Source organism: Pseudoalteromonas sp. M8, from assembly GCF_018141365.1.
GTDB lineage: Bacteria > Pseudomonadota > Gammaproteobacteria > Enterobacterales > Alteromonadaceae > Pseudoalteromonas.
The window spans coordinates 2,010,588-2,031,826 of sequence record NZ_CP047240.1; the positions used below are offsets into that span (position 1 = coordinate 2,010,588).

A 21,239-nucleotide genomic window follows, 5' to 3' on the forward strand; every position below is an offset into this window, starting at 1 on the left:
CCTTTAATACCGAGCCTTAACATCATCAGGCATTCGCGTCATCTGTTCTTTCACCATGCCTGCTTGAAGTTTATAGAGATCCGCAGTTTCGCATTGATCTACAATCTCGAGAAATTGAGCTGCCGCTTCAAGTGTTGATAAACTGTATTCATGTTTAGATTTACGAATAGTATATTCACTCGCATTTACCGAATCGAACTGAAAACTGGGTAACTGGCTTAGCCACGGATTGAGCTTATAAAGCTTAGTGGCTTTCTTCCAAGTACCATCCAATAAGATGATGGCATCAAGATTTTGAGCGCGATTATGTTCTGTAGTTAAGGTCTTAGCGTGGCTGTTTGGGTAAAGTAGTGCAACATGGTTTCCGTTGCAGAAGTTAATCAACTCTTCAAAGTCAGTGGTATTTTCTCCAACATACAGCGCAAAACTGTCTAACTGCAAGGCGAGGAGCTTTGCGGTATTCTTGGCGACTTTTACTTCGCTTGGGTGCTGCATGATAATAACTTGAGTCGCATTTGGTATCACGTTACCAATATAGGAGCATACGCAAGTTTTTGTGGGAAACTGACAGACTGGACAGGTATTACGTTTCATGTTTGATGAGGTGTTTCTTAATATAAGTCATATTTTATCATATCTTGCCCGCATTTACTTTGCACAAGAAACCAGATTTGGCTAGCATAAGTAATAGAATATTAAATTTAAGGAAAATTATGAGCATCGTAATAGATGAAGGTGCCCTAGAAAACATGCAAATGTTGCTGGGCGAGCAATTCGAAGATACGGTTCATTTTTGTTGTTCTGAATTCGAGCGGTTAGAATCGGAGTTGATGCTGAATTTGAATCAGGATCAAGAAGCTGCCATTCGTCATGCTCACAGTTTGAAATCTAACGCTGCTCAGTTTGGGGCCGCTAGTTTGAGCGATTTAGCAAAGATGATAGAGCATGCCCTTATTCAAGGGGAGCAGGATATTGTTGATGATTCTATTGAGAAGCTGGCAGCACAAGTTGCAGGTTCAAAAGCGAAACTGCAGCAGTGGGTGAGTACACAGTCTTAAATCCAGCATAAGCCAAAGAGCGGAAATAAGGTCGTTTATACGGCCTTTTTTATTTTCTGAAACCTAATATTGCGCTTATTTATCCCACCCTAATCACTTCATTTTGTAAGTTGCTTTTTTGAAGCATAAAAAGTTATCACAAGCATAGAATTTAGACGGCATTGTGATATATGCTTGAGCAAAATGAGGGGGTTATAGATGCTACAAATAACAAAAAGTAATAAGCTCAACGGGGTGAGTTACGATATTCGTGGTCCGGTATTGGATCAAGCAAGAAAAATGGAAGACGAGGGCATGAAAGTCCTCAAATTAAATATTGGTAATCCGGCGGCATTTGGCTTTGATATGCCAGAAGATATGCACCGAGACATCATAAAAAATTTATATTCTGCACAGGGCTATTGCGACTCAAAAGGATTATATTCTGCCCGAGTTGCCGTGTATCAATATTATCAACAAAAAAGCTTTCCCAATATTAGTGTTGATAACATCTTCATTGGCAATGGCGTCAGTGAATTGATTCAAATGACCGCACAAGCCTTACTCAATGATGGTGACGAAGTGTTGATCCCCGCACCGGATTATCCGTTATGGACTGCCGCTGTTAAATTATCAGGCGGTAATCCAGTGCATTATCTTTGTGATGAAGAGCAAGACTGGTTTCCAGATATCGAAGATATCAAGCGTAAAATCACGAGTCGTACAAAGGCATTGGTGCTGATCAACCCAAATAATCCGACCGGTGCTGTATATGATAAAGCATTGCTTGAGGCATTAATTGACGTTGCCAGAGAACACAAACTATTAATACTGAGTGATGAGATCTACGAAAAGATTTTATATGATGATGCAGAGCATTTTTCAATTGCGAGTCTTTGTGATGATATCCCAGTTATCACTTTCAACGGCTTAGCAAAAACCTATCGTGCGGCCGGGATCCGCATGGGCTGGATGGTGATCAGTGGTAAGCATTCAGTGATGCGGGACTTGATCACAGGCTTAGAAATGCTCGCGTCTATGCGATTATGCGCCAATGTTCCTGCACAGTTTGCCATTCAACAAGCGCTCGGAGGCATACAATCCATCGACCAACTCATTGAACCGGGTGGGCGTTTGTATGAGCAGCGTGATATTGCGTTTAAAGGCTTAAATGATATCGAAGGGATAAGCTGTGTAAAGCCAAAGGGCGCGCTTTATGCGTTTCCAAAAGTCGACGTGAAGCGGTTTAATATTAAGAATGATGAGCGTATGGTGCTGGACTTGCTCAAAGAAGAAAAAATTCTACTTGTCCACGGACGCGCTTTTAACTGGCCTAGTGCGGATCATTTTAGATTAGTGTTTTTACCACATAAAGATGATTTACAGCCTGCAATGGATAGAGTAAAGCGCTTTTTTGCGCATTACAGTCAGTAACATCTGTATTAAAAAATAAAAAAGCTCGGAAATTTCCGAGCTTTTTTGTGGGCTAGTAATTTGTTACTTAGGGAGTATTAGAATTTAGCTCCGGTGTCGTTTGTTGGCTATCAGCCGAGCTTTTACCTTTAAACCATTTGCGGCCAACGCGTTTAACATCTTCAAGTGCCACATATTGACAAGGGATAAGTACTAGGGTGATCACCGTGGCAAACAACACACCAAACGCAAGCGAAACCGCCATTGGAATAACAATTCTAGCTTGTAGGCTCGTTTCCATAATGATTGGTACAAGTCCGATAAAGGTGGTCAACGAAGTGAGCAAGATTGCTCTAAAGCGTTTACATCCGGCCTCGACGGCTGCGGCTTTTAAATCGATACCTTCTTCGCGTGCTTTATTGACAAAATCAACCATAACCAAAGAGTCGTTCACCACAACCCCTGCTACGGCAATAATACCAAAGAAAGACAAGCTACTCATTGTCATTCCCAATACCATATGACCGAATACCGCGCCGACCACACCAAATGGGATCACAGACATGATGATGACAGGCTGAGAATAAGAACGTAGAGGAATTGCCAGTAGTGCGAAAATAATCATTAATGATAGGGCAAAGTCACGAATTTGCTCAGCAACACTCTCCATTTCTTCTTGTACGCGACCTGCCACTGCACTTTGAACGCTAGGATAATTCTTTAATAGACTAGGAAGATATTCGTCACGAACTTGCTTTGCTATCTCAAAAGGTTGTGCGATTTCTGTATCAACTGATGCCCAAACATTAATAGTGCGTTTGGCGTTTTCTCGGCGAATTCGGTTAACACCGTCTACCAATTTCACGTCAGCCACTTCTACCAACGGCACTTCTGCACCTTGAGGCGTTAAGATACGCACGTCCTGAATGTCACTAATGGCATCACGGTGTTCTTTAGGATAACGGATCATTACTTTGATCTCTTCACCATCACGTAAAATACGCTGTGCTTCAAGGCCGTAATAACTGAAGTTTACTTGGGATGCAACATCCGCCAACGTGAGTCCAAGGCTGTACGCTAATGGTTTAAGCTCAAGCTGCACTTCATCGGTTGCTGATTGCATAGAGTCATTGATATCACCAACACCTTCAATAGTTGCTAGCTTGTCTTTTAGTTTCTGTGCGACTTCACGAAGCTCTTCTTTGTGTTTACCTTCTAACCTAAAGCTAATGTCTCCGTCATCACGGCCACCATTCATAATGCTATCTTGAATGTTTAGCGATTTAACACCAGGCAGTGCAGGCATTGCATCACGCCAGCGGGCGCTGAGTGCAAAGGTATCGATTGGACGTGCATCTGGTTCAACCAAGATCACCATAATATTTGCGCTTGTGCGGCCGTTCATATTCACCATGTAATCACGGATCATTTTCTTGCCAAACTCAGCCTCAATTTCTTTGTCGACATTCAGTACCATTTGCTCAATTTTTTGAATTGACTCAAGCGTCGCGTTTTCTGACGAAGATAAGTTCATATCAATCGAGATACGTGGAAAATCATGTGGGATTTTTGGATTAGCAACAAACTTCACTAAGCCACCAGCAAACATCCCGGCGCTAACAATTAAAATGGTTAAAAAGCCAACAATAACGGTATAGCGGTAGTGAATACAGCGGACAATGAATGGGCGGTACGTGTTTTCAATGAAAGATTGAAGGCCGTTATCCATTTTTTCTCTGAGGCGGTGGAACGGATTTTTAGGGTTGCTTGGTTTGTCTTTCATCGCTGCTAAATGCGCAGGTAAAACCAGCTTAGATTCAACCAAAGAGAATAGTAAGCAAAGAATTATTACGCCACCAATTGCTTTAGAAAATGCTGCAGTTGGGCCAGTTGCTAATGTTTGCGGCAAGAAAGCAGCAACAGTAGTAAGCACACCAAAAGTGGCTGGGATAGCAACACGTTTTACACCACGGACGACATTATCGAGGCTATGACCATGTTTTTCTATTTCAGCATGGGCGGATTCACCGACGACTATCGCGTCATCAACGACAATCCCCAACACCAAAATAAAGGCAAAGAGTGAGGCTAAGTTAATCGTTACGTCTAAATAACCCATTGGCATCATTAAAAATGCACCTAAGAAGCTAACTGGCAACCCCATCATTACCCAAAATGCTAAACGCACACGTAAAAATAGAGCAAGCATTAGCATAACTAATACCCCACCTAACGCCATATTTTCTAGCATCATGTTAAGGCGGCCATTGAGGTAATAGGTCAAGTCAATAAAGGGTTCAAGTTCTACGCCTTGTGGCAGTGAGCCTTTCTTTGCCTCAAGATAGTTCTTAATGATATCTGCAACTTTGGTGATGTCTTGGTCTTTTGACGCGCTAACTTCATACACCAGTGAGTTCTTACCATTGTATTTAGAGTATTGCAGTCCTTCTTCAAAGCCATCGTTAATGGTGGCGACATCGCCTAGGCTAACCTGTGCGCCGTCTGGTAGTGTTAGTAAGGGGAGTTTTCTAAACTCGTCACCGCGATAGGCTTGGTTTTCAACTCGCATTGAAATATAGCCATTTTCGGAGCGAATTTGGCCAGCAGACATGTTCGCTGAGAAGCTCTTTACTGCATCCGAAATTGCTCTAAAACTTAGGCCGTATTCGCGCATTTTATCCGGGCTTATCTCAATAGAGATTTCGTAGTTCAGGCCACCATCAAAGCGTACAAGGTTAACGCCAGGTAACGACAGCATTTCTTCATGAATGCGATTACCAAGCTCTTTAAGATCATGGGGACTCAAGTCGCCATTGAGTGACAACCACATCACTTCTTGGTTCTCTTTTTCGTGACGTACAATAGGACGCTCCATCCCTGATGGGAAAGTTGAGACGGAGTCTACTTGCATTTTTATTTCGTCGAGTACTTCTTTAGTGTTGTACTGCTCGTCTACTTCTATCCAAGTTTGCGAGTAACCGCGGTTAGAGTAGGTGATCAAGCGCTTGATCCCTTCTAGACCTTCCATGGATTCCTCGATCTTAATCGTGATCCCTTCCTCGACTTCTTGAGGTGCCGCGCCCGGATACACTGCTTGAACACTTATCCAGTTACTTATATATTGCGGAAACATTTGCTTGCGGATCGAAAACGCGGTAAGCAAGCCGCCCACAATAATAAATATCATCAATAAGTTTGCTGCGACTGGGTTACGTGCAAACCAAGCAATTAAGCCTTTTTCTGTGCTTTGACTATGCATAAACCTTACTCCTCTTTGAGCGCCAATTGGGTGTTTGCGCTTTGCGAAGGAGTATCGTCTGTACGTAGTTGCATCCCTTCAGACGGATAGTCCAGCGCTGAAGTAATGATCTGTTGGCCTGACTCAACGCCGTTATCAACGACGACCATGCCATTGTACTCTCTAATAATATTGACCTTTTTGTAACTCAGCTTGTTATCATCATCCAATGTTGCAACGCGACCTTCTTTCACTAAGTGATGAGGAAGCATAGTGGCATTTTGCACTAACAAACCTTGAATATCAGCATTGATATAAGCGCCAAAACGTAGTGGTTTTACGTTGTTGTGATAAGGCTGTTCGACTTGAGCAACTAGGTAGGTCATACGACTTTTGTTATCGATAACGCCTTCACTGCGGACTATTTCACCTTTCCAACTCATCGGTTGACCAGCGACTTCAGCTGTGATCACGACATCGGTGCCAACACCTTGTTGAGGTAAGTATTTCAAATCGTTATCGGCAACAGGGAGGCGTACTTCTGCAACAGATGTCGCATTGAGTTTTCCAAAGCCATTACCGGGATTGACTACACTACCAAGGCTTACGGTACGAGACTCTATAATCGCATCGTAAGGCGCTTTGATATAAGTACGCTCTAAATTTCGGTTCGCTCTTTTCACCGCTGCCTGCGCAGCTTTAAAGCTTGCTAACTTTTCAGCGAGCTGAGGTTTTCTCAAATAGAGTTCGGAAGGTATTTTTTCGTTAGCATTTGCTTTAATCCTTTGCCATTCTGCTTTTGCTACTTGCACCTGAGCTTGTTCTATTTCTAGCGCTGAGCTGGCTTGTGCTAAAGCCGCTTCGGCTTCAATCAGCGACGCTTCATAGTCATTCGGGTCGATGCGAGCAAGCACGTCACCTTCTTTGACAAAGCCACCTTTGACAAACTTGTCAGACAATGAAATGACTTGACCGCTGACCTGAGCAACAAGCTCAGTACTGTATTTTGGCATCACGATACCGTATGACGATACGTTCAGCCTAATTTGGTCAATATGAATAGGTTGAACCTGTACGAGAGGATGTACTATTTCTTCTTTCTTCTCTTCTGGAGGTTGTTTCATTGCAGACATGGCAACAGCCGCTGCAATTCCCACCGCAAGAACGGCAATTGGTAGAATTATTTGTTTTTTACTAGCCACGTTAAAATCCTTCCTGTTGAATGATTCTTGATGACCCAGATTAACGGCTCTAGATCATCGATAAGCTTAAGAATACGCGAATAGTTATGTCGAGGTGTTTAAATCCAGACTGAATATGTAACAAAGCTTTGCGTACCTAAATTTATCGTTACATTCTTAAAAGCGATTGATGCTTTTACGTGTAGTCGATTTTTCGATAAAATGCACCACTTATTGTCAAAATTGCGAGAAACAGAATGGATTGTAGGCTTGGTTGTGGCGCTTGTTGTATAGCACCAAGTATTTCAACACCCATTCCCGGTATGCCAAATGGTAAACCTGCGGGGGAGCGGTGTATTCAACTAGATGAAAATAATCTGTGTAAACTGTTTAACCAGCCAGAGCGCCCACAAGTGTGTTTGCAATTTAAGGCCATGGAAGATGTGTGCGGTGACAGTAATGAAGCAGCGATGCAGATCATCACAGAACTCGAAATGTTGACCTAACTAGCCTCTGGTTAACTGATAAAAAAACGCCCAGAAACTTACCTGCTAAGTTCTGGGCCTAGGGAAAGGCTCAAGATTGAGCCGTGCGCTAACTAAAAACACCTTCTAAGACTGTAGGGAGAAGTAGAAAGTACTGTTAAGTTTAGTTAACCTTTCATTCTTTTTACAAATAAATGAATGATTTATTAAGTTTATATAAAACAAAGAGTTGTTCTTTATATTCATAATTGGTCTTAAAAATATCAAAAGGGTATATTCAGGTTATACCCAAGTTATCAACAGGTCGTCTTTAATTAAATCCCGAGGCAAACTGTTTTTAACTTTATTCTTTTGCCATTTTCCTAACCCGATGGCACTGCCACATAGAGTGAGGATCACCTCTCCCGTTAGTTTGGTAACTTCATCTAGGCGTATATCTTTGCCATTAAAGTAATCTTTTGCTTGCTCTTTTGTTAGTGCTAAAGTGTTTTTAGACGCTAAGTGACCGAAAGTAGTGGCAAACTCATGCTCTAATCTTACCCCGTTTTTATGGGTAGTACCGATTAAAATCCCTATGCGAGAATATTTGATCTTATCTTGGATTGCTTCAAAGTTGTCAGGAAATAACCACACCTCTTTATCGCGCTGCATCAACTTACCGTCAAGTTGGGTAATACCAAACTGTTTTTTTAGTACGGATAACAATAGTTGAGTGGTTTTCTTGTCTAGTTCCTCAAAAGGGAAAGCGCCTTTTTTCTGCTTTGGATTTTTAACGGCAACAGAGTGTAACTTCTTAAATCGAGCAATGAAAAACCCTTCGCTATCATATAGCTGAGGCCACACATGCAAGTATCCTTCGGACGTTGTTGCTTTTTCAGCACCCTCAAATAAGGTCGACAGGTTTTCGACTGCTACTGCTTGAGGATAATTATCAATGAGGTGTTGGCATACTTGCTGATTTTCCAACGGTGTTAATGTGCAAGTTGAATACACTAAGGTGCCACCTGGCTTTAAGGCTTGAAATGCGCTGTCTATCAGTTGCTTCTGCACTTGTGCAATTTCAACATTAGACTCAATTGACCAGTTTTTAAGGGCATTTGGGTCCTTTCTAACAGTGCCTTCTCCAGAGCATGGCGCATCAAGCAAGATGTTATCAAAACATTCATGCATATAATCGCCAAAGATACAGCCGTCAAAGTGAGACAACGCAACATTTCGTATGCCCATACGTTTCATATTTGCTGCAAGCGCTTTGAGTCGAGATGACGATAGCTCATTAGCGATTAGTACGCCACGTCCATCCATATAAGCCGCGAGTTGCGAAGTTTTCGAACCCGGTGCTGACGCCATATCCAAATTAATATCATCACTGCTGATAGTCGATTTCAGTGCCGTGGGCGGCAACATGGAACTAGCTTCTTGGACATAGATGCAGCCACTTAAATGGATATCTGTGTTGCCGATAGCAAGATTAGCATCTTCTTGCTCATTTCTTGATATCCAAAACCCTTCCTCACACCAAGGGATTGGCTCTGCCTGCCAATCACTTTTTTCGCAGTAGGCTAAGAATTCCGTGATGGACATTTTTAGAGTATTGACTCTGACTGCTCGGCGTAAAGGAGACTGGCACTTATCTATAAAGTCTTCGATGTTAAGGTGGTCTGGTAAGTAGGTTTTTATGTCGTCCAGAAACGCGCTGGGAATATAAGTTGATTTGTCCACGCAGTTACTCAAGTTATAAGCTTTCTCTCATTTTACACTTTCATGAGTGAAAAATGCATATTTGTTGTGACGATGGTGATTATTAAGCAAAACTCATGGCTGACAATAAAAGACTATGGTTATATAATCCTCGCGAAATATCGCGAGGATTGCTATGTCTATTATCAAACACTTTTTGGCGGACCCTAAATTATTATTGAATGCGGTTGGAGAGGGGATCTATGGTTTTGACCTTTCTGGTAACGCTGTTTTTGTAAACCCGGCCGCAGAGCGTATGACTGGGTGGCAAAGTGATGAGCTTTTGGGGGAAAAAATACATCAGTACCATCATCATAGTCATGCAGATGGGAGTGATTATCCTGCTGATGAATGTAACATCTACAAAACGATGTTTGATGGTAAAACACGACAGGTAACCAATGAGGTGTTCTGGCGTAAAGATGGAAGTTGCTTTCCTGTGGAATATACCTCAACCCCAATCTTTAAAGATCAGCAAATTATTGGTGCAGTCGCGATATTTCGCGATGTGTCGCAACAGCACAAAACTGAAAATGCACTAAGAGAGGCGCTGAATAAAGTTCAAGTACTGACTGAGCAACTTAAAGATGAAAATGCCTATCTGCTAGAGACATTAAATGAAAATTGGCAAGACTCGGGTTTGGTGGGTAGTAGCGCAATATTTCAGGCCATGTTGGCGCAGCTAGAGCTGGTTAGTCAGACCGACAGTACGGTATTGGTTTTAGGGGAAAATGGCACGGGTAAAGAGCTTGTTGCCAGAAATCTGCACCGCCTTAGTGAGCGCTCATCGCAACCTTTCGTTAAAGTAAATTGCGCTGCTTTTTCACCAACCTTGATTGAATCTGAATTGTTTGGACATGAAAAAGGTGCATTTACTGGAGCGAATGAAAGACGTAAAGGACGTTTTGAGTTGGCGGATAAAGGGACCATATTTTTAGATGAAATTGGTGAGTTACCGCTAGAAGCGCAAAGCAAGTTATTACGTGTATTACAAGAGCGAGAGTTTGAGCGTGTAGGGGAAGTAAGTCGATTCAAGTAGATATACGTATAGTCGCAGCGACCAACAGAGATTTATGGCAAATGGTCGAGGGTGGGGAGTTTAGAATGGATTTATATTATCGTTTAAACGTTTTTCCTATTCGAGTGCCTGCACTAAGGGAGCGTATAGAGGATATACCCGCATTGGCCAACAATCTCATCGTGCAGCTCAACAAAAAGCTGGGCAAGCAACTACGCGGAATCTCTAAAAAGGCTATTCATGCGTTACAGCGTTATGATTGGCCAGGCAATATTCGAGAACTCCAAAACGTGTTGGAGCGCGAAGCGATATTATCTAAAGGTCGTTTAATTGATTTATCTCAAGCACTTAACGTTACTGAGCAGCATAAATCTGAAAACGGTGAACTGACTTTAGCGCAGGCGGAAGCTGAGCACATATTAAGAGTGCTAGAAATAAGTAACTGGAAGATCGCTGGCAGCAACGGGGCGGCTGATAAGTTAGGGCTACCCGAAAGTACGCTAAGGTCGAAAATGAAAAAACTAAAAATTGCTAAGCTTTCGTGATATTTCGCGCCCACTCGTGATATTTCGCGATGTTTAAAATATAATAAAAATAAATACAATAAAAATCAAAATGTTATAAACTTTCAGATTGGTCTGAAAGTTGCAATATCAAACTCGTGTATTACCAATGTAGCAAATAACATGAAGTTTGATATCAAAGAAGAAGACATGATCATTAAGCCCTATAAACAAGAAGGGCCTATTTACGTCAGAGAGCAAAAAGGTTTTTTCCAAAAAATAAGAAGAAACCTTGGCTGGTTTTTAATGTTAACTTTCGTTCTCATTCCTTGGATCCCGTACAACGAGCAGCAGGCCATCTTGCTTGATTTTGGTAAGCAGCAATTTAGGATATTTGGTGCCACCTTTCTCCCTCAAGACTTTATGATTTTAGCCTGGATTTTCATGGTGGGTGCCTTTGCTTTATTCTTTGTCACGACTTGGCTGGGTCGCGTGTGGTGTGGTTATACTTGCCCACAAACAATTTGGATGCTGATGTTCACTTGGGTTGAGCACCGAGTGGAGGGGACTCGCAACCAAAGAATAAAGTTGGACAAATCAAACTGGGATAGCAAAAAAGTCGCGAAGAAAACGGCCAAACACGCTATTTGGTTGATAATTTCGGTGTTTACTGCCACTTCATTTATGGCCTATTTTATACCTGCAAAAGAGCTGTATCTAGACATGTTTACGCTTGAGTGGACTGGCCTTACTTCCTTCTGGGTATTTTTGTTCGCACTTTGTACCTATGGAAACGCGGGCTTTCTACGAGAGAAAATGTGTACTGTGGCATGTCCATATTCTCGTTTCCAATCGGTGATGTTTGACAAAGATACGTTAGTCGTCACTTATGATAGCGAACGTGGTGAAAATAGGGGTCGTCGTAAACGCAAAGAAGACCCAAAACAGCTGGGGCTCGGCGACTGTGTAGACTGTAATTTATGTGTTGAAGTGTGCCCCGCTGGTATTGATATTCGTAATGGCTTGCAATACGAATGCATTAACTGTGGTTTATGTATTGATGCGTGCAACGAAACGATGAATAAATTCGGCTATCAGCCAGATTTGATTAAGTATCAAAGTGAGCATCAGCAAGCGGGTAAAAAATCCAATCCGTTTAGGTTAAAAATAGTAGGCTATGGTGCTATTACCGTATTGATAGTAGTCACTATGGTGATTTGGGCATTCAATCGAACACCAATAGAAGCTTCTGTCATTCGCGACCGTAATGCGCTTTATCGTGTTAATTATGAGGGGTTAGTCGAGAACCCATACACCTTAAGTGTAATAAACAAAACACAGCACGATTTAACTTACACCGTGAGCTTAAAGGGACTGCCAGATGCGAAACTTACAGCTCCAATCACAACGCATATCGCTGGCGGCGACATGGCGTTAATCCCAGTAACAGTGACCGCTGATGGCTATGAGCTTAAAGGTAAGCGCACTCCAATCCAATTCACTATAGAGTCGCAACAAGATGCCAATATTAGCATAACGAAGGACAGCTACTTCTATAAAAATTAGTTTACACTCCCCCCGACTCAAGGCGCTTGTATTATGAAGCGCCTTTTTTGTGTGCATATATGCACAATCTGACGCTAAATTTATGGCTTTCTCTCTGAACTTTTAGCGTATAAGCTTACTCTTATTGAGAATGAGTTTTATTAGCTGAATATTATGTTTAAAAATACATCACAACACTATGGTTTGTTAGCCATCATCTTTCACTGGCTCAGTGCGCTTGTGGTATTTGGCATGTTTGGCCTTGGATTGTACATGGTCGAACTCAGTTATTACGATCCTTTCTACCGTGATGGCTTACATATTCACAAAAGCATAGGAATACTGCTAGCAGCTTTGATAGTACTTAGACTGATTTGGAAGGTTGCCAACCCTAGCGTGAAACCCGAAAGCGAAGCCACTCCCATGGACAAATTGCAAAACACAATAGCACATGTCGTTCACGTCGTTTTGTATTTAGGTTTGTTTGGGCTGTTTGTCACAGGTTACTTAATTTCTACCTCAGATGGTAGAGCAATAGAGGTGTTCAACTGGTTTTCTGTTCCAGGTATTGGGGAGCTGTTTGATGAACAAAGTGATATTGCAGGCACTGTGCATTTATATATTGCTTGGGGGCTCATTGGATTAGTGGCGCTGCACATTGTGGGAGCGCTAAAACACCACTTTATTAATAAAGATCGTACCTTAGTTCGAATGCTCAAGGTACCAAACGCTACAAAAGTTGAGGATTAAAACATGAAAAAAACAATCATTGCATTAAGCATGGCAGCTATGACCTTATCGGCCGGAGTAAATGCCGCGGATTATGTAATTGATACTAAAGGTGCACATGCCTTTGTAAACTTTAAAATTAAACATTTAGGATACAGCTGGTTGCATGGTCGATTTAATAGCTTCGAAGGCGACTTCAGCTATGATGCAAAAAACCCAAGTGCGTCAAAAATCAATGTAGTGATCGATACTGCTTCTGTTGATTCGAACCATGCAGAGCGTGATAAGCATTTGCGCGGTAATGATTTTTTAAACGTAAAAGCAAACCCAAAGGCGACTTTTAAGAGTAACTCGATTACTTTTAGCGATGATACAAATGCGAAGGTGAAAGGAAGCTTCACACTCAATGGGGTAACAAAGCATATCGAGTTTGATGTTAAAAAAGTGGGTGAAGGTAAAGATCCATGGGGTGGATACCGAGTTGGCTTTGAAGGTGAAACTCAGTTAAAACTTGCTGATTATGACATCGACTATGATCTAGGCCCGGCATCAACACACGTTACCATTGGTTTGCACTTAGAAGGTATTCGTAAGTAATCTCTACTAGCACCACGTGTTACTACATACGTGGTGCTGCGCTTTACACTCTAGGAGAAGTCCACTTTTCAAATGCAATATTAGTTTTAGAAAGTTAGTTTTTAAAGATACTAGCTAGCTGTGGCTGAAACTGCTCTGGTAACCAACGAGACATAGCCAGTCTAAACTGTTCGTTTTTATGGGCTTGTTTTAACGCTTCGCTAATTGCAGCTATCTGTTCCTTACCAATCGCATTGTTATTACAGCCCGCATATCCAGCTGTTATCTGCGAGGCAATACTCAATCTAACTTGTGTCAATTCATCTTGCTTATCAACATGCAATTTGTGGTAGTGGTGTTCGCTTGGGTATCCAAGTATCACATCGACTCTTTTTTTAAGTAGCATGATAGTCAAACTCTCTAACGTATCTCTTCCTGGTCTTATGAGCACTTGCTTGGAAGGCAAACTCGCCAATAACGCATCAATTTCATGGCCAAACGATCGATTTGCCGCGACACCTACAGTTAGTCCGTGCTCAGTTACGAGTTTTTCCAAATCAATTGCGCTGTTGGTAATGCCAAGTGACTGTGCAACATCTTTCCTTAGTGCGGCAGAGGTTGATAATCCGATAGTGGAATACTCTTCACTAAAAGCGATATGTCTTTGCCGCTCGACTGTTTTATAGAGGGAGATCATACAATATTGGTTGTTGAAATTAGAGAGCTCATGTATGGCCCTAGATGCGGGGAATACTTTATAATTAAAAGTGTAATCGGGCATCTGTTGTTGAATGAGTTTTATCAATAACTCGTCTCGTCCTTGCCCTTCCAAATCGTCAGCAAGGATATAATAAGGCGCGAAATCTATCGCAATCCAAGTTATTTGTTTTGCAAATACAAAACTGGATTGAAAGGCAATGAAGAGGAGTAAGATGATTTTGATCAAATTGGGTCACTCTTGCTGAACTTACAATAAGCTTAGCATTGTTTGCGATGTTGATGATTAAATTAATGTTTATTTAATTTGTATTTAATGTTTACAGAGGTTGGCGGTATGCTAGCTTTAAAAGAAGTTTTAGTTTTGGGTAAAAGCATGCTAGCAAAGCTCAGTTAAGCGATTGAATATAGAGTTTGATTGCAGTGCGTTAATCCAAATATAAGTAGATAAGGCCACATGGCAAGGAAAGTCATAAAAGCCAATAACGATAAATTATTAATAAGGAAAACCTATGGCTATATTAATAGTTACCGATATTTTCGGTCATACGGATCATATTGATCGTTTTGCTAAATCGCTTGGAAGTGACGTGCAGGTGCTTTCACCATTTATAGAAGAACCAAATAGTGTCTCAGAGTCGGATTGTTATGAGCTGTTTTTGGCTCAGTGTGGTCATCGTTTATATGCTGATAAAATATCAGCAGCGATTTCTGAATACAAACCAAAACTTATTATTGGCTTTAGTGCAGGCGGAGCTGCTGCGTGGGTTGCATTGTCTGAACAAGGTGCATCTCACTCTGTCGAGCAACTTATTGCATTTTATCCCAGCCAAATACGTAACCATCTAAATATTAAGCCCAGCTGCGATGTGTCTATCTTCTTTGCTCAAGTTGAATCTCATTTTGACGTTGAGCCCGTCATTGAGCAGTTAAAAGATAAAAAAGGGTTGAATTGTATCCGAACGCGGTATTTACACGGTTTTATGAACAAGCTTTCGGGTAACTATGACGAGTACGCATACTCGCATTATCAGTATTTTTGCCAGCGAGAAGCGCGTAACTATTTTGAGGTTGTGCAACAAGAAGCGGAGTTTTCGTAACAACATACGCAAAAGCGGCTTGAGCGAACTACACTAAACACTAACTTATCATACTTTAAGGAGTGAAAGATGTATCCCGAGTTGCCTGATTATCAACATTTTTATAGTAATCCGATCGCCAAACCTCCATGCAGAATGCTAAATGCACAAATGTATGGCTTTTTTGTCAAAGGAAAAAAATCAACAATCCAAACCTATGTTGATAAAACGCTTAATTCGGTTTCTAGTAGTGAATTTGTATTCAGGGCCCTAACCGATTGGTGCTTATTGACATTTACAGATATTGAAAATATCGCGTCAAAAGTGCCGCCATTTAGTAACTATGGATATATGCAAGAAACCGATGTCATCATCTGGTTGCCAATTCTGCAAGTCAATCTCGAAACGTTAAAGGCAGAACATCTATATTGGTATCCAGCATTTATCTCGGTCAATAACATTAACGCGCTGATAAATGGTCGAGAAATATGGGGCTACAACAAATATTTATGTCGCTACGAAATGCCTGGTAACTTTGGCGACCCACTGAACTTTTCCCTCTCTCTGGAGACCTTTAAGGAATTTGATCCCAACGTCAAAATGGCATGGCATGAATTGTTATCCATTGAACCTGAGGATGACGGGGAGTCGTGGTTAAAAGAAGTGTTGGAAGTGGGTGAAGAAATTGCTGAGCTTTTCAAAGATTCAGTGTCTGATTTAAACGTCGATAGCCGATTTCTTAAGCAGTTCTTATCGGGGTTTACCCACCCGCAAATGGATCAAGTATTATTTAAGCAGTTCCCAGATGGTCATGCCGAGAAGTCTGTATACTCGGCGGTAGTACATTCCCCTTCAGAGGTGAAGAAAATCCACAAAATAGGCTTTATCAAAGATGATTTAAGCTTGAATCTACAACGAATGGATGCGTTTCCACTCGATAAAATGTTTGGCATTCCATTAGGCAAAAGCGAGGTCAAACTACCTTACTTTGTGAAAATGGACTTCGATCAGGCAGGAGTGGAAGAAATTGTTTCCAGTGCTCAGAGTATGGCTAACCTCCATCGTTAGTGTACTGGTGGCATAAAAAACACGATTTTTTACTAAAGCGATATTTGCATGTTTAGTTGTCTTCCTATGTGGCTTTAGGTGTTGCTCGTCAACACGTTAGAAAAAGGAAGGTTTATGAGTAAACAAAAAGTAGCAATACTTGGCGGCGGTGTTTCGGCAATGACTGCTGCGGTATACATGACTGAACAAGACGATTGGCAAGAGCGCTATGATATTACCGTTTATCAGCAAGGTTGGCGCTTGGGAGGCAAAGGGGCGAGTGGTCGTAATGCTGAATACGGCGAACGTATTGAGGAGCACGGTCTTCACGTTTGGTTTGGTGCCTATGTCAATTCTTTTAGGGCAATAGAGACCGTTTATAATAAGCTTGAGCGCTCAAGTGATATCCCCATTCACACTTGGCAACAAGCGCTAAAACCACATAGTTTGGTGGTGTTGCAAGAATATATTGATCAGCAATGGCAAACTTGGTCAGTAGATTTCCCTGAGATCCCAGGTAATCCAGCAGATGGCACACTCGATTTACATTTTTGGCAGATTTTAAAATTACTTGCGGCTTGGCTACACAAGTGGGTTGATGATTTGGAATGCGAAGTTGAGAAAACCCACAAATCCACACAACTCAAAACTAAAAAAGAAAGAGACAAAACGCTGCTTGCTCACTTGGGACAGGAAGTTAAAAGCTTTTTTGATAGTGTAGAAGAAAAAGCTAGAGCTCTATTTGATGACGCAGAAAATCAAGCCCAAGAGGTCGTATCCACACCAAAGCTGTTAATAACGCAACTTAGTAATTTTCTAACGGTACGTGAAGCTGATCATCGTTTAGAAAATAAGAAAGATCACTTAGTTGTTTGGTATATGGTTCGAAAAATTAGGCGCTGGTTGCAGTCTGAAGTAAATGACTTAATTGATGACAACCCTGTCATTAGACGTCTATATATATGCATAGATTTAGGTGTTGCGATGACCATTGGCATGCTCCGAGACAAAGTCTATTCACGAGGGTTTGGTTATCTTGATCAATACGATTTTAAACAGTGGCTCAAGCGCAATGGCGCAAATGAATTGCTGTCTGTGGAGTCTGCACCAGTCCGCGGCTTTTATGATCTCGTTTTTGGCTATGAGAACGGTGATTTTAAAAAGCCGAATGTTGAAGCTGGAGTTGCGGCTTTGGCCATGCTTAGGATTATGCTGTGTTATCGCGGTGGTGTGATGTGGAAAATGCAAGCGGGAATGGGAGATATTATTTTCTCTCCTATTTATGAGCTGCTCAAACATCGAGGCGTTCAGTTTGCGTTTTTTCATCAGGTTGAATCGTTACACTGTACACAGGATGATGATGGTCATTATGTTGATAGCATTCAATTAATTCAACAGGTTAAACTAAAAGAGACGCAAAGTTACGAGCCTCTGGAATTAGTCAAAGACTTGCCATGTTGGCCAAGCTCGCCACTGTGGCAACAAATTGACCCGCAGCAAGTGGCACTACTTAAAGAACATGAGATTAACCTAGAGTCTTACTGGTCTAATTGGGAGGCGGTTTACCAACAAGCATTTGGACAGAGGTTACCGAGAAAAACACTAAATAAAGGTACTGATTTCGATTTAGTGATTTTTGGGATCTCAGTGGCAAGTCTTGAGCCACTTTGTCAGCAATTATTGGCTAAAGATAACGGCTTAAAGTTGCAAGCTGAAAAGGTCAAAACTGTTGCGACTCAAGCATTACAGTTGTGGCTTACTAAAACTGACAGTGAACTGGGTTTTCACGATCCTTCTGGTAGTAATGAGCCACCAATATTAAGCGCATTTTCTCAACCTTTTGACACTTGGGCCGCGATGTCTAATTTAATTGAGGTTGAAGATTGGCCAAATACACAGCCAAATAACATTGCCTACTTTTGTAGTGCTTTTACCTGCGCAGATTATCCACCTCCGAGCGATCATGAGTTTCCTGAGCGCATGAAAGCTCAGGTAAAAGAAAACGCATTGCAAAAACTTAGATTACAGATGCAGCCACTGTGGCCAGAGGCTTATCATGGTAACGACTTCGACTGGAACGTATTGTTTGATGTTGATAATAACGAAGGTGAAGTTAGGTTCAACACTCAGTATTGGAGGGTGAATGTCGACCCCAGTGAGCGTTATGTCTTAAGTGTTGTTGATAGCAGTCAATTTCGACTGCCTACGGACGGCTGCATATTCAATAACCTCTACATTACTGGAGATTGGATTAAAACCGGTGTCAATGCAGGTTGTGTTGAAGCTGCTGTGATGGCTGGCATGCAAACGAGTAGAGCCATCACCGGATATCCTCAAAACATTAGTGGAGAATCAGGGTTTGAGCCGTTTAAATAACCGAGTTATTACACTTTAGGCGCTAAACGAACGCTTGATTTTTGAACCGTTAGTTGTACAACTGTATTAGCTTAACCTATATTCTACGCCCTGCAATTTGCAGGGCTCAGATCCCACCTTGGTATAATTTGTATGTATTATGAACGATAACTTGAACCTTAAAAAGGTAATCGGGTTCATTTGTTTGGGGGTCTTTTTAATTCAGCTATACTGATAGTGCAATTGCATGATATAGCTCGGGATTCAAACTATGCCACATCCAAATGTGCTGTTAAATACGATAACACTAACATTACTCTTAGCAGTCTCGATGGAAGCATCAGCACAAGTCGAAGAAGAAATCGAAGTCATTGAGGTATACGCCCAAAAAAGAAAGCAATCTATCAATGATGTTGCTATCGCTGTTAAACCCATATCCGGACAAGTCATCACTGACGCCGCGCTGAAAGATACGACCGAACTAGGTAGTTTAGTTGCGAATGTAAAAATCAGTCAAAATGCAGCTGAGGGTACGCCCCCAGCGGTCAGCATTCGAGGTGTCGGACTTGTCGATTATAACACGGCTAACACTTCTCCGGTTGGGGTGTATTTAGATGGTATATCTGTTGGGTCTGCGAATAATCAAATCATTAACTTGTTTGATGTTGAACAAGTTGAAGTGTTGAAAGGTCCACAAGGTACACTTTTTGGTAGAAATACCACTGGGGGGGCAATTTTAGTGCGCACGGCGCGCCCAACAGATGGTGATTTTGCTTCTGTCAGTGTAGGGGTCGGTTCTGACTCTTTATCAAGAGCTCGTGCAACGCTCAATTATAGCCTAGATCAAAATAGCGCGGTGCGACTTGCAGCTAGCCACAATAACTATGAGTACACAACGTATAACTTACAGCCTGACGCTCCTGAGGCGTATATGGAGCAAAATGATGTTCGACTAAGTTATTTTGGCGAGTTTGATAAGTTCAGTATTTTTGTGAAATTAGATTATGGTCATTGGAATGGACTGGTTCAGCCGGTCGGGAATATCGGATTATTCTCAAACCCTTTGGATGGTTCATTATGTTCTCCAGCCCAAGCGGGCACTAGCAACTGCGTTGATGCGCTTGGCTTTAATATTGGCAGTGACGATTTTTGGGCTGTACGGGTCAATAATTATCAAAAACATCACAGTATAAGCAAAGGCGTTACAACAGAGGTCGCGTATGCACTGGATGACCGGTCTCAACTTATTTATCTTGGGGCTTTCAATCGCTTAGATAGGATACATGGATTTAATTGTGATGGAAGTCCATTTTCATTATGTGAAGGTGAGTTAGGGCTTAAAAATGAAAAGCTGGTGAATGAGCTTAGGTTTGAGCAAAGTATGGAGACCGGCTTTCTAACGGTAGGTTTATTTCAACTAGAAGAGCGTATTTATCAAAATAATTTTAATGACTTATTACGTGATTTTAGGGGAACCCCTAATGGTGCAAGTGCGGCGACCTTTTTCTATGATAATGATATTAAAGTAAAATCAATGGCCTTATTTGGTCAATATGAATATGAAGTTAGTGAGCATACAGATGTACTCGTAGGAGTAAGATATAGCGATGAAGATGTGAAGTATGACTCTTTTTCCTATTTAAACGTGCCTTTTGGAGGTAATCTCGCTGGCATTTTAGTTCCTGCCTACGACATTGAGGGAAAAGAGTCCGATAGTAATTTGTCTGGAAAATTGTCGGTTATCCATAAAGTTAAATCGGATAAAAGTGTTTATTATAGTTTATCTAATGGTGTAAAAAGCAGCGGCTATAACGGTGGCTTCCTTATTTCGAAGGATGCCGCGATACAGGCAAGTTATGGCCCTGAAGAACTAATCGCTCATGAAGTAGGCGCTAAGCTGTTATTTAATGACCTTAAACTTCGTACAAACTTGGCTGCTTTTTACTATGATTATAAAGATCAACAGGTATTTATGAATCAGGCTTCAGAAGTACCTGGAGCGCCGCCTTATCAGTTACTTGAAAACGTAGGTAAGTCCAAAATCTATGGTGCTGAGATAGAAAATACTTGGTATCTATCGGAGCAAACTCAGATAGGCTTAGATGTAGGGTATATACCTGAAGCTAACTTTGAGGAGTTTATCGATCCAGTAGGCGTTGTATTGACCGACAATCGTTTACCGTTTACATCCGAATGGAATATCTCTGGGCAAATAAATTATGCATTTAATTGGGATGAAGTTAGTATAAAAAGTAGAATAGCATTTGATTATCAAAGCGAATATTACTTTGACCAAAACGAATCTCCGTATGCTAAGCAACCCAGTTATATGCTTTGGAATGCTAATCTACAGCTGGAGTATAGAGACTGGCAGTTAGGTATTTGGGGTAAAAATCTTCTAGATAAAGAGTATAGCCACCTTAAATTTGACCTGAGTAGTTTTTTGGGAATGTTAGAAGACTTTAAAGGTGAGGGAAGAAGAGTAGGCATGGATGTAACATATCGATTTTGATTTTGCTTAATCACTATACGCATAAGTCACCTGACTTGGGGTTGAAAACTTGCAGATACAATAC

Annotated in this window: 15 protein-coding genes and 1 pseudogene; 11 read left to right on the forward strand and 5 right to left on the reverse strand. The window is 41.4% G+C overall.

The window, feature by feature from the left end; translation table 11 throughout:
* Positions 1-3: 3 nt before the first annotated feature.
* Positions 4-594, reverse strand: coding sequence for a tRNA-uridine aminocarboxypropyltransferase (locus GSF13_RS13715; protein WP_174168981.1), 591 nt, complete (start codon positions 592-594; stop codon positions 4-6).
* 119 nt (positions 595-713) lie between these two features.
* Here GSF13_RS13715 and GSF13_RS13720 point away from each other — a divergent pair, with 119 nt between their 5' ends.
* Positions 714-1,058: an Hpt domain-containing protein gene (locus GSF13_RS13720; RefSeq protein ID WP_102056684.1), complete on the forward strand. Its 345-nt coding sequence runs from the start codon at positions 714-716 to the stop codon at positions 1,056-1,058.
* A gap of 198 nt (positions 1,059-1,256) precedes the next feature.
* Positions 1,257-2,471: a pyridoxal phosphate-dependent aminotransferase gene (locus GSF13_RS13725; RefSeq protein ID WP_039495683.1), complete on the forward strand. Its 1,215-nt coding sequence runs from the start codon at positions 1,257-1,259 to the stop codon at positions 2,469-2,471.
* 67 nt (positions 2,472-2,538) lie between these two features.
* Here the strand turns inward: GSF13_RS13725 and GSF13_RS13730 are convergent, their stop codons facing one another.
* On the reverse strand, positions 2,539-5,709 hold the full coding sequence (locus GSF13_RS13730; protein WP_211868793.1) for an efflux RND transporter permease subunit: 3,171 nt from the start codon (positions 5,707-5,709) through the stop codon (positions 2,539-2,541).
* A gap of 5 nt (positions 5,710-5,714) precedes the next feature.
* Positions 5,715-6,890: an efflux RND transporter periplasmic adaptor subunit gene (locus GSF13_RS13735; RefSeq protein WP_211868795.1), complete on the reverse strand. Its 1,176-nt coding sequence runs from the start codon at positions 6,888-6,890 to the stop codon at positions 5,715-5,717.
* A gap of 236 nt (positions 6,891-7,126) precedes the next feature.
* Between GSF13_RS13735 and GSF13_RS13740 the strand changes: the two genes are divergently transcribed.
* The gene (locus tag GSF13_RS13740; RefSeq protein WP_010371625.1) at positions 7,127-7,375 is read left to right on the forward strand and encodes a YkgJ family cysteine cluster protein; all 249 of its coding nucleotides are present in this window, start codon (positions 7,127-7,129) and stop codon (positions 7,373-7,375) included.
* Between the two features lie 261 nt (positions 7,376-7,636).
* On the opposite strand, the gene rsmF is transcribed toward GSF13_RS13740, so the two are convergent.
* The gene (gene rsmF / locus GSF13_RS13745; RefSeq protein ID WP_211868797.1) at positions 7,637-9,076 is read right to left on the reverse strand and encodes a 16S rRNA (cytosine(1407)-C(5))-methyltransferase RsmF; all 1,440 of its coding nucleotides are present in this window, start codon (positions 9,074-9,076) and stop codon (positions 7,637-7,639) included.
* Positions 9,077-9,230: 154 nt separating this feature from the next.
* Between rsmF and GSF13_RS13750 the strand changes: the two are divergent.
* The 4 genes and pseudogenes from GSF13_RS13750 (at position 9,231) to GSF13_RS13765 (ending at position 13,486) form a co-directional block, all read left to right on the forward strand.
* Positions 9,231-10,657, forward strand: a pseudogene (locus GSF13_RS13750) (sigma 54-interacting transcriptional regulator).
* 141 nt (positions 10,658-10,798) lie between these two features.
* Positions 10,799-12,181 carry a cytochrome c oxidase accessory protein CcoG gene (ccoG, locus tag GSF13_RS13755; RefSeq protein WP_010371615.1) on the forward strand — a complete coding sequence of 461 codons (1,383 nt, stop codon included), beginning with the start codon at positions 10,799-10,801 and terminating at the stop codon, positions 12,179-12,181.
* A 153-nt stretch (positions 12,182-12,334) separates the two neighbouring features.
* Entirely contained in the window at positions 12,335-12,910 is a 576-nt protein-coding gene (locus GSF13_RS13760; protein WP_211868799.1) for a cytochrome b, read from the forward strand.
* 3 nt (positions 12,911-12,913) lie between these two features.
* Positions 12,914-13,486 carry a YceI family protein gene (locus tag GSF13_RS13765; protein WP_211868801.1) on the forward strand — a complete coding sequence of 191 codons (573 nt, stop codon included), beginning with the start codon at positions 12,914-12,916 and terminating at the stop codon, positions 13,484-13,486.
* A 94-nt stretch (positions 13,487-13,580) separates the two neighbouring features.
* Here the strand turns inward: GSF13_RS13765 and GSF13_RS13770 are convergent, their stop codons facing one another.
* The gene (locus GSF13_RS13770; RefSeq protein ID WP_174168973.1) at positions 13,581-14,411 is read right to left on the reverse strand and encodes a transporter substrate-binding domain-containing protein; all 831 of its coding nucleotides are present in this window, start codon (positions 14,409-14,411) and stop codon (positions 13,581-13,583) included.
* 283 nt (positions 14,412-14,694) lie between these two features.
* Between GSF13_RS13770 and GSF13_RS13775 the strand changes: the two genes are divergently transcribed.
* The 4 genes from GSF13_RS13775 to GSF13_RS13790 all read left to right on the forward strand — a co-directional run bounded on the left by GSF13_RS13775 (position 14,695) and on the right by GSF13_RS13790 (position 21,175).
* Positions 14,695-15,282, forward strand: a complete 588-nt coding sequence (locus tag GSF13_RS13775) for a dienelactone hydrolase family protein (protein WP_102056692.1) — start codon at positions 14,695-14,697, stop codon at positions 15,280-15,282.
* 69 nt (positions 15,283-15,351) lie between these two features.
* Positions 15,352-16,329, forward strand: coding sequence for an acetoacetate decarboxylase (locus GSF13_RS13780; RefSeq protein ID WP_211868803.1), 978 nt, complete (start codon positions 15,352-15,354; stop codon positions 16,327-16,329).
* 114 nt (positions 16,330-16,443) lie between these two features.
* Complete coding sequence (locus GSF13_RS13785) at positions 16,444-18,684, forward strand: NAD(P)-binding protein (protein ID WP_029215758.1); 2,241 nt, start codon at positions 16,444-16,446, stop codon at positions 18,682-18,684.
* 250 nt (positions 18,685-18,934) lie between these two features.
* Positions 18,935-21,175: a TonB-dependent receptor gene (locus tag GSF13_RS13790; RefSeq protein WP_211868804.1), complete on the forward strand. Its 2,241-nt coding sequence runs from the start codon at positions 18,935-18,937 to the stop codon at positions 21,173-21,175.
* The last annotated feature ends 64 nt before the right edge of the window (positions 21,176-21,239 follow it).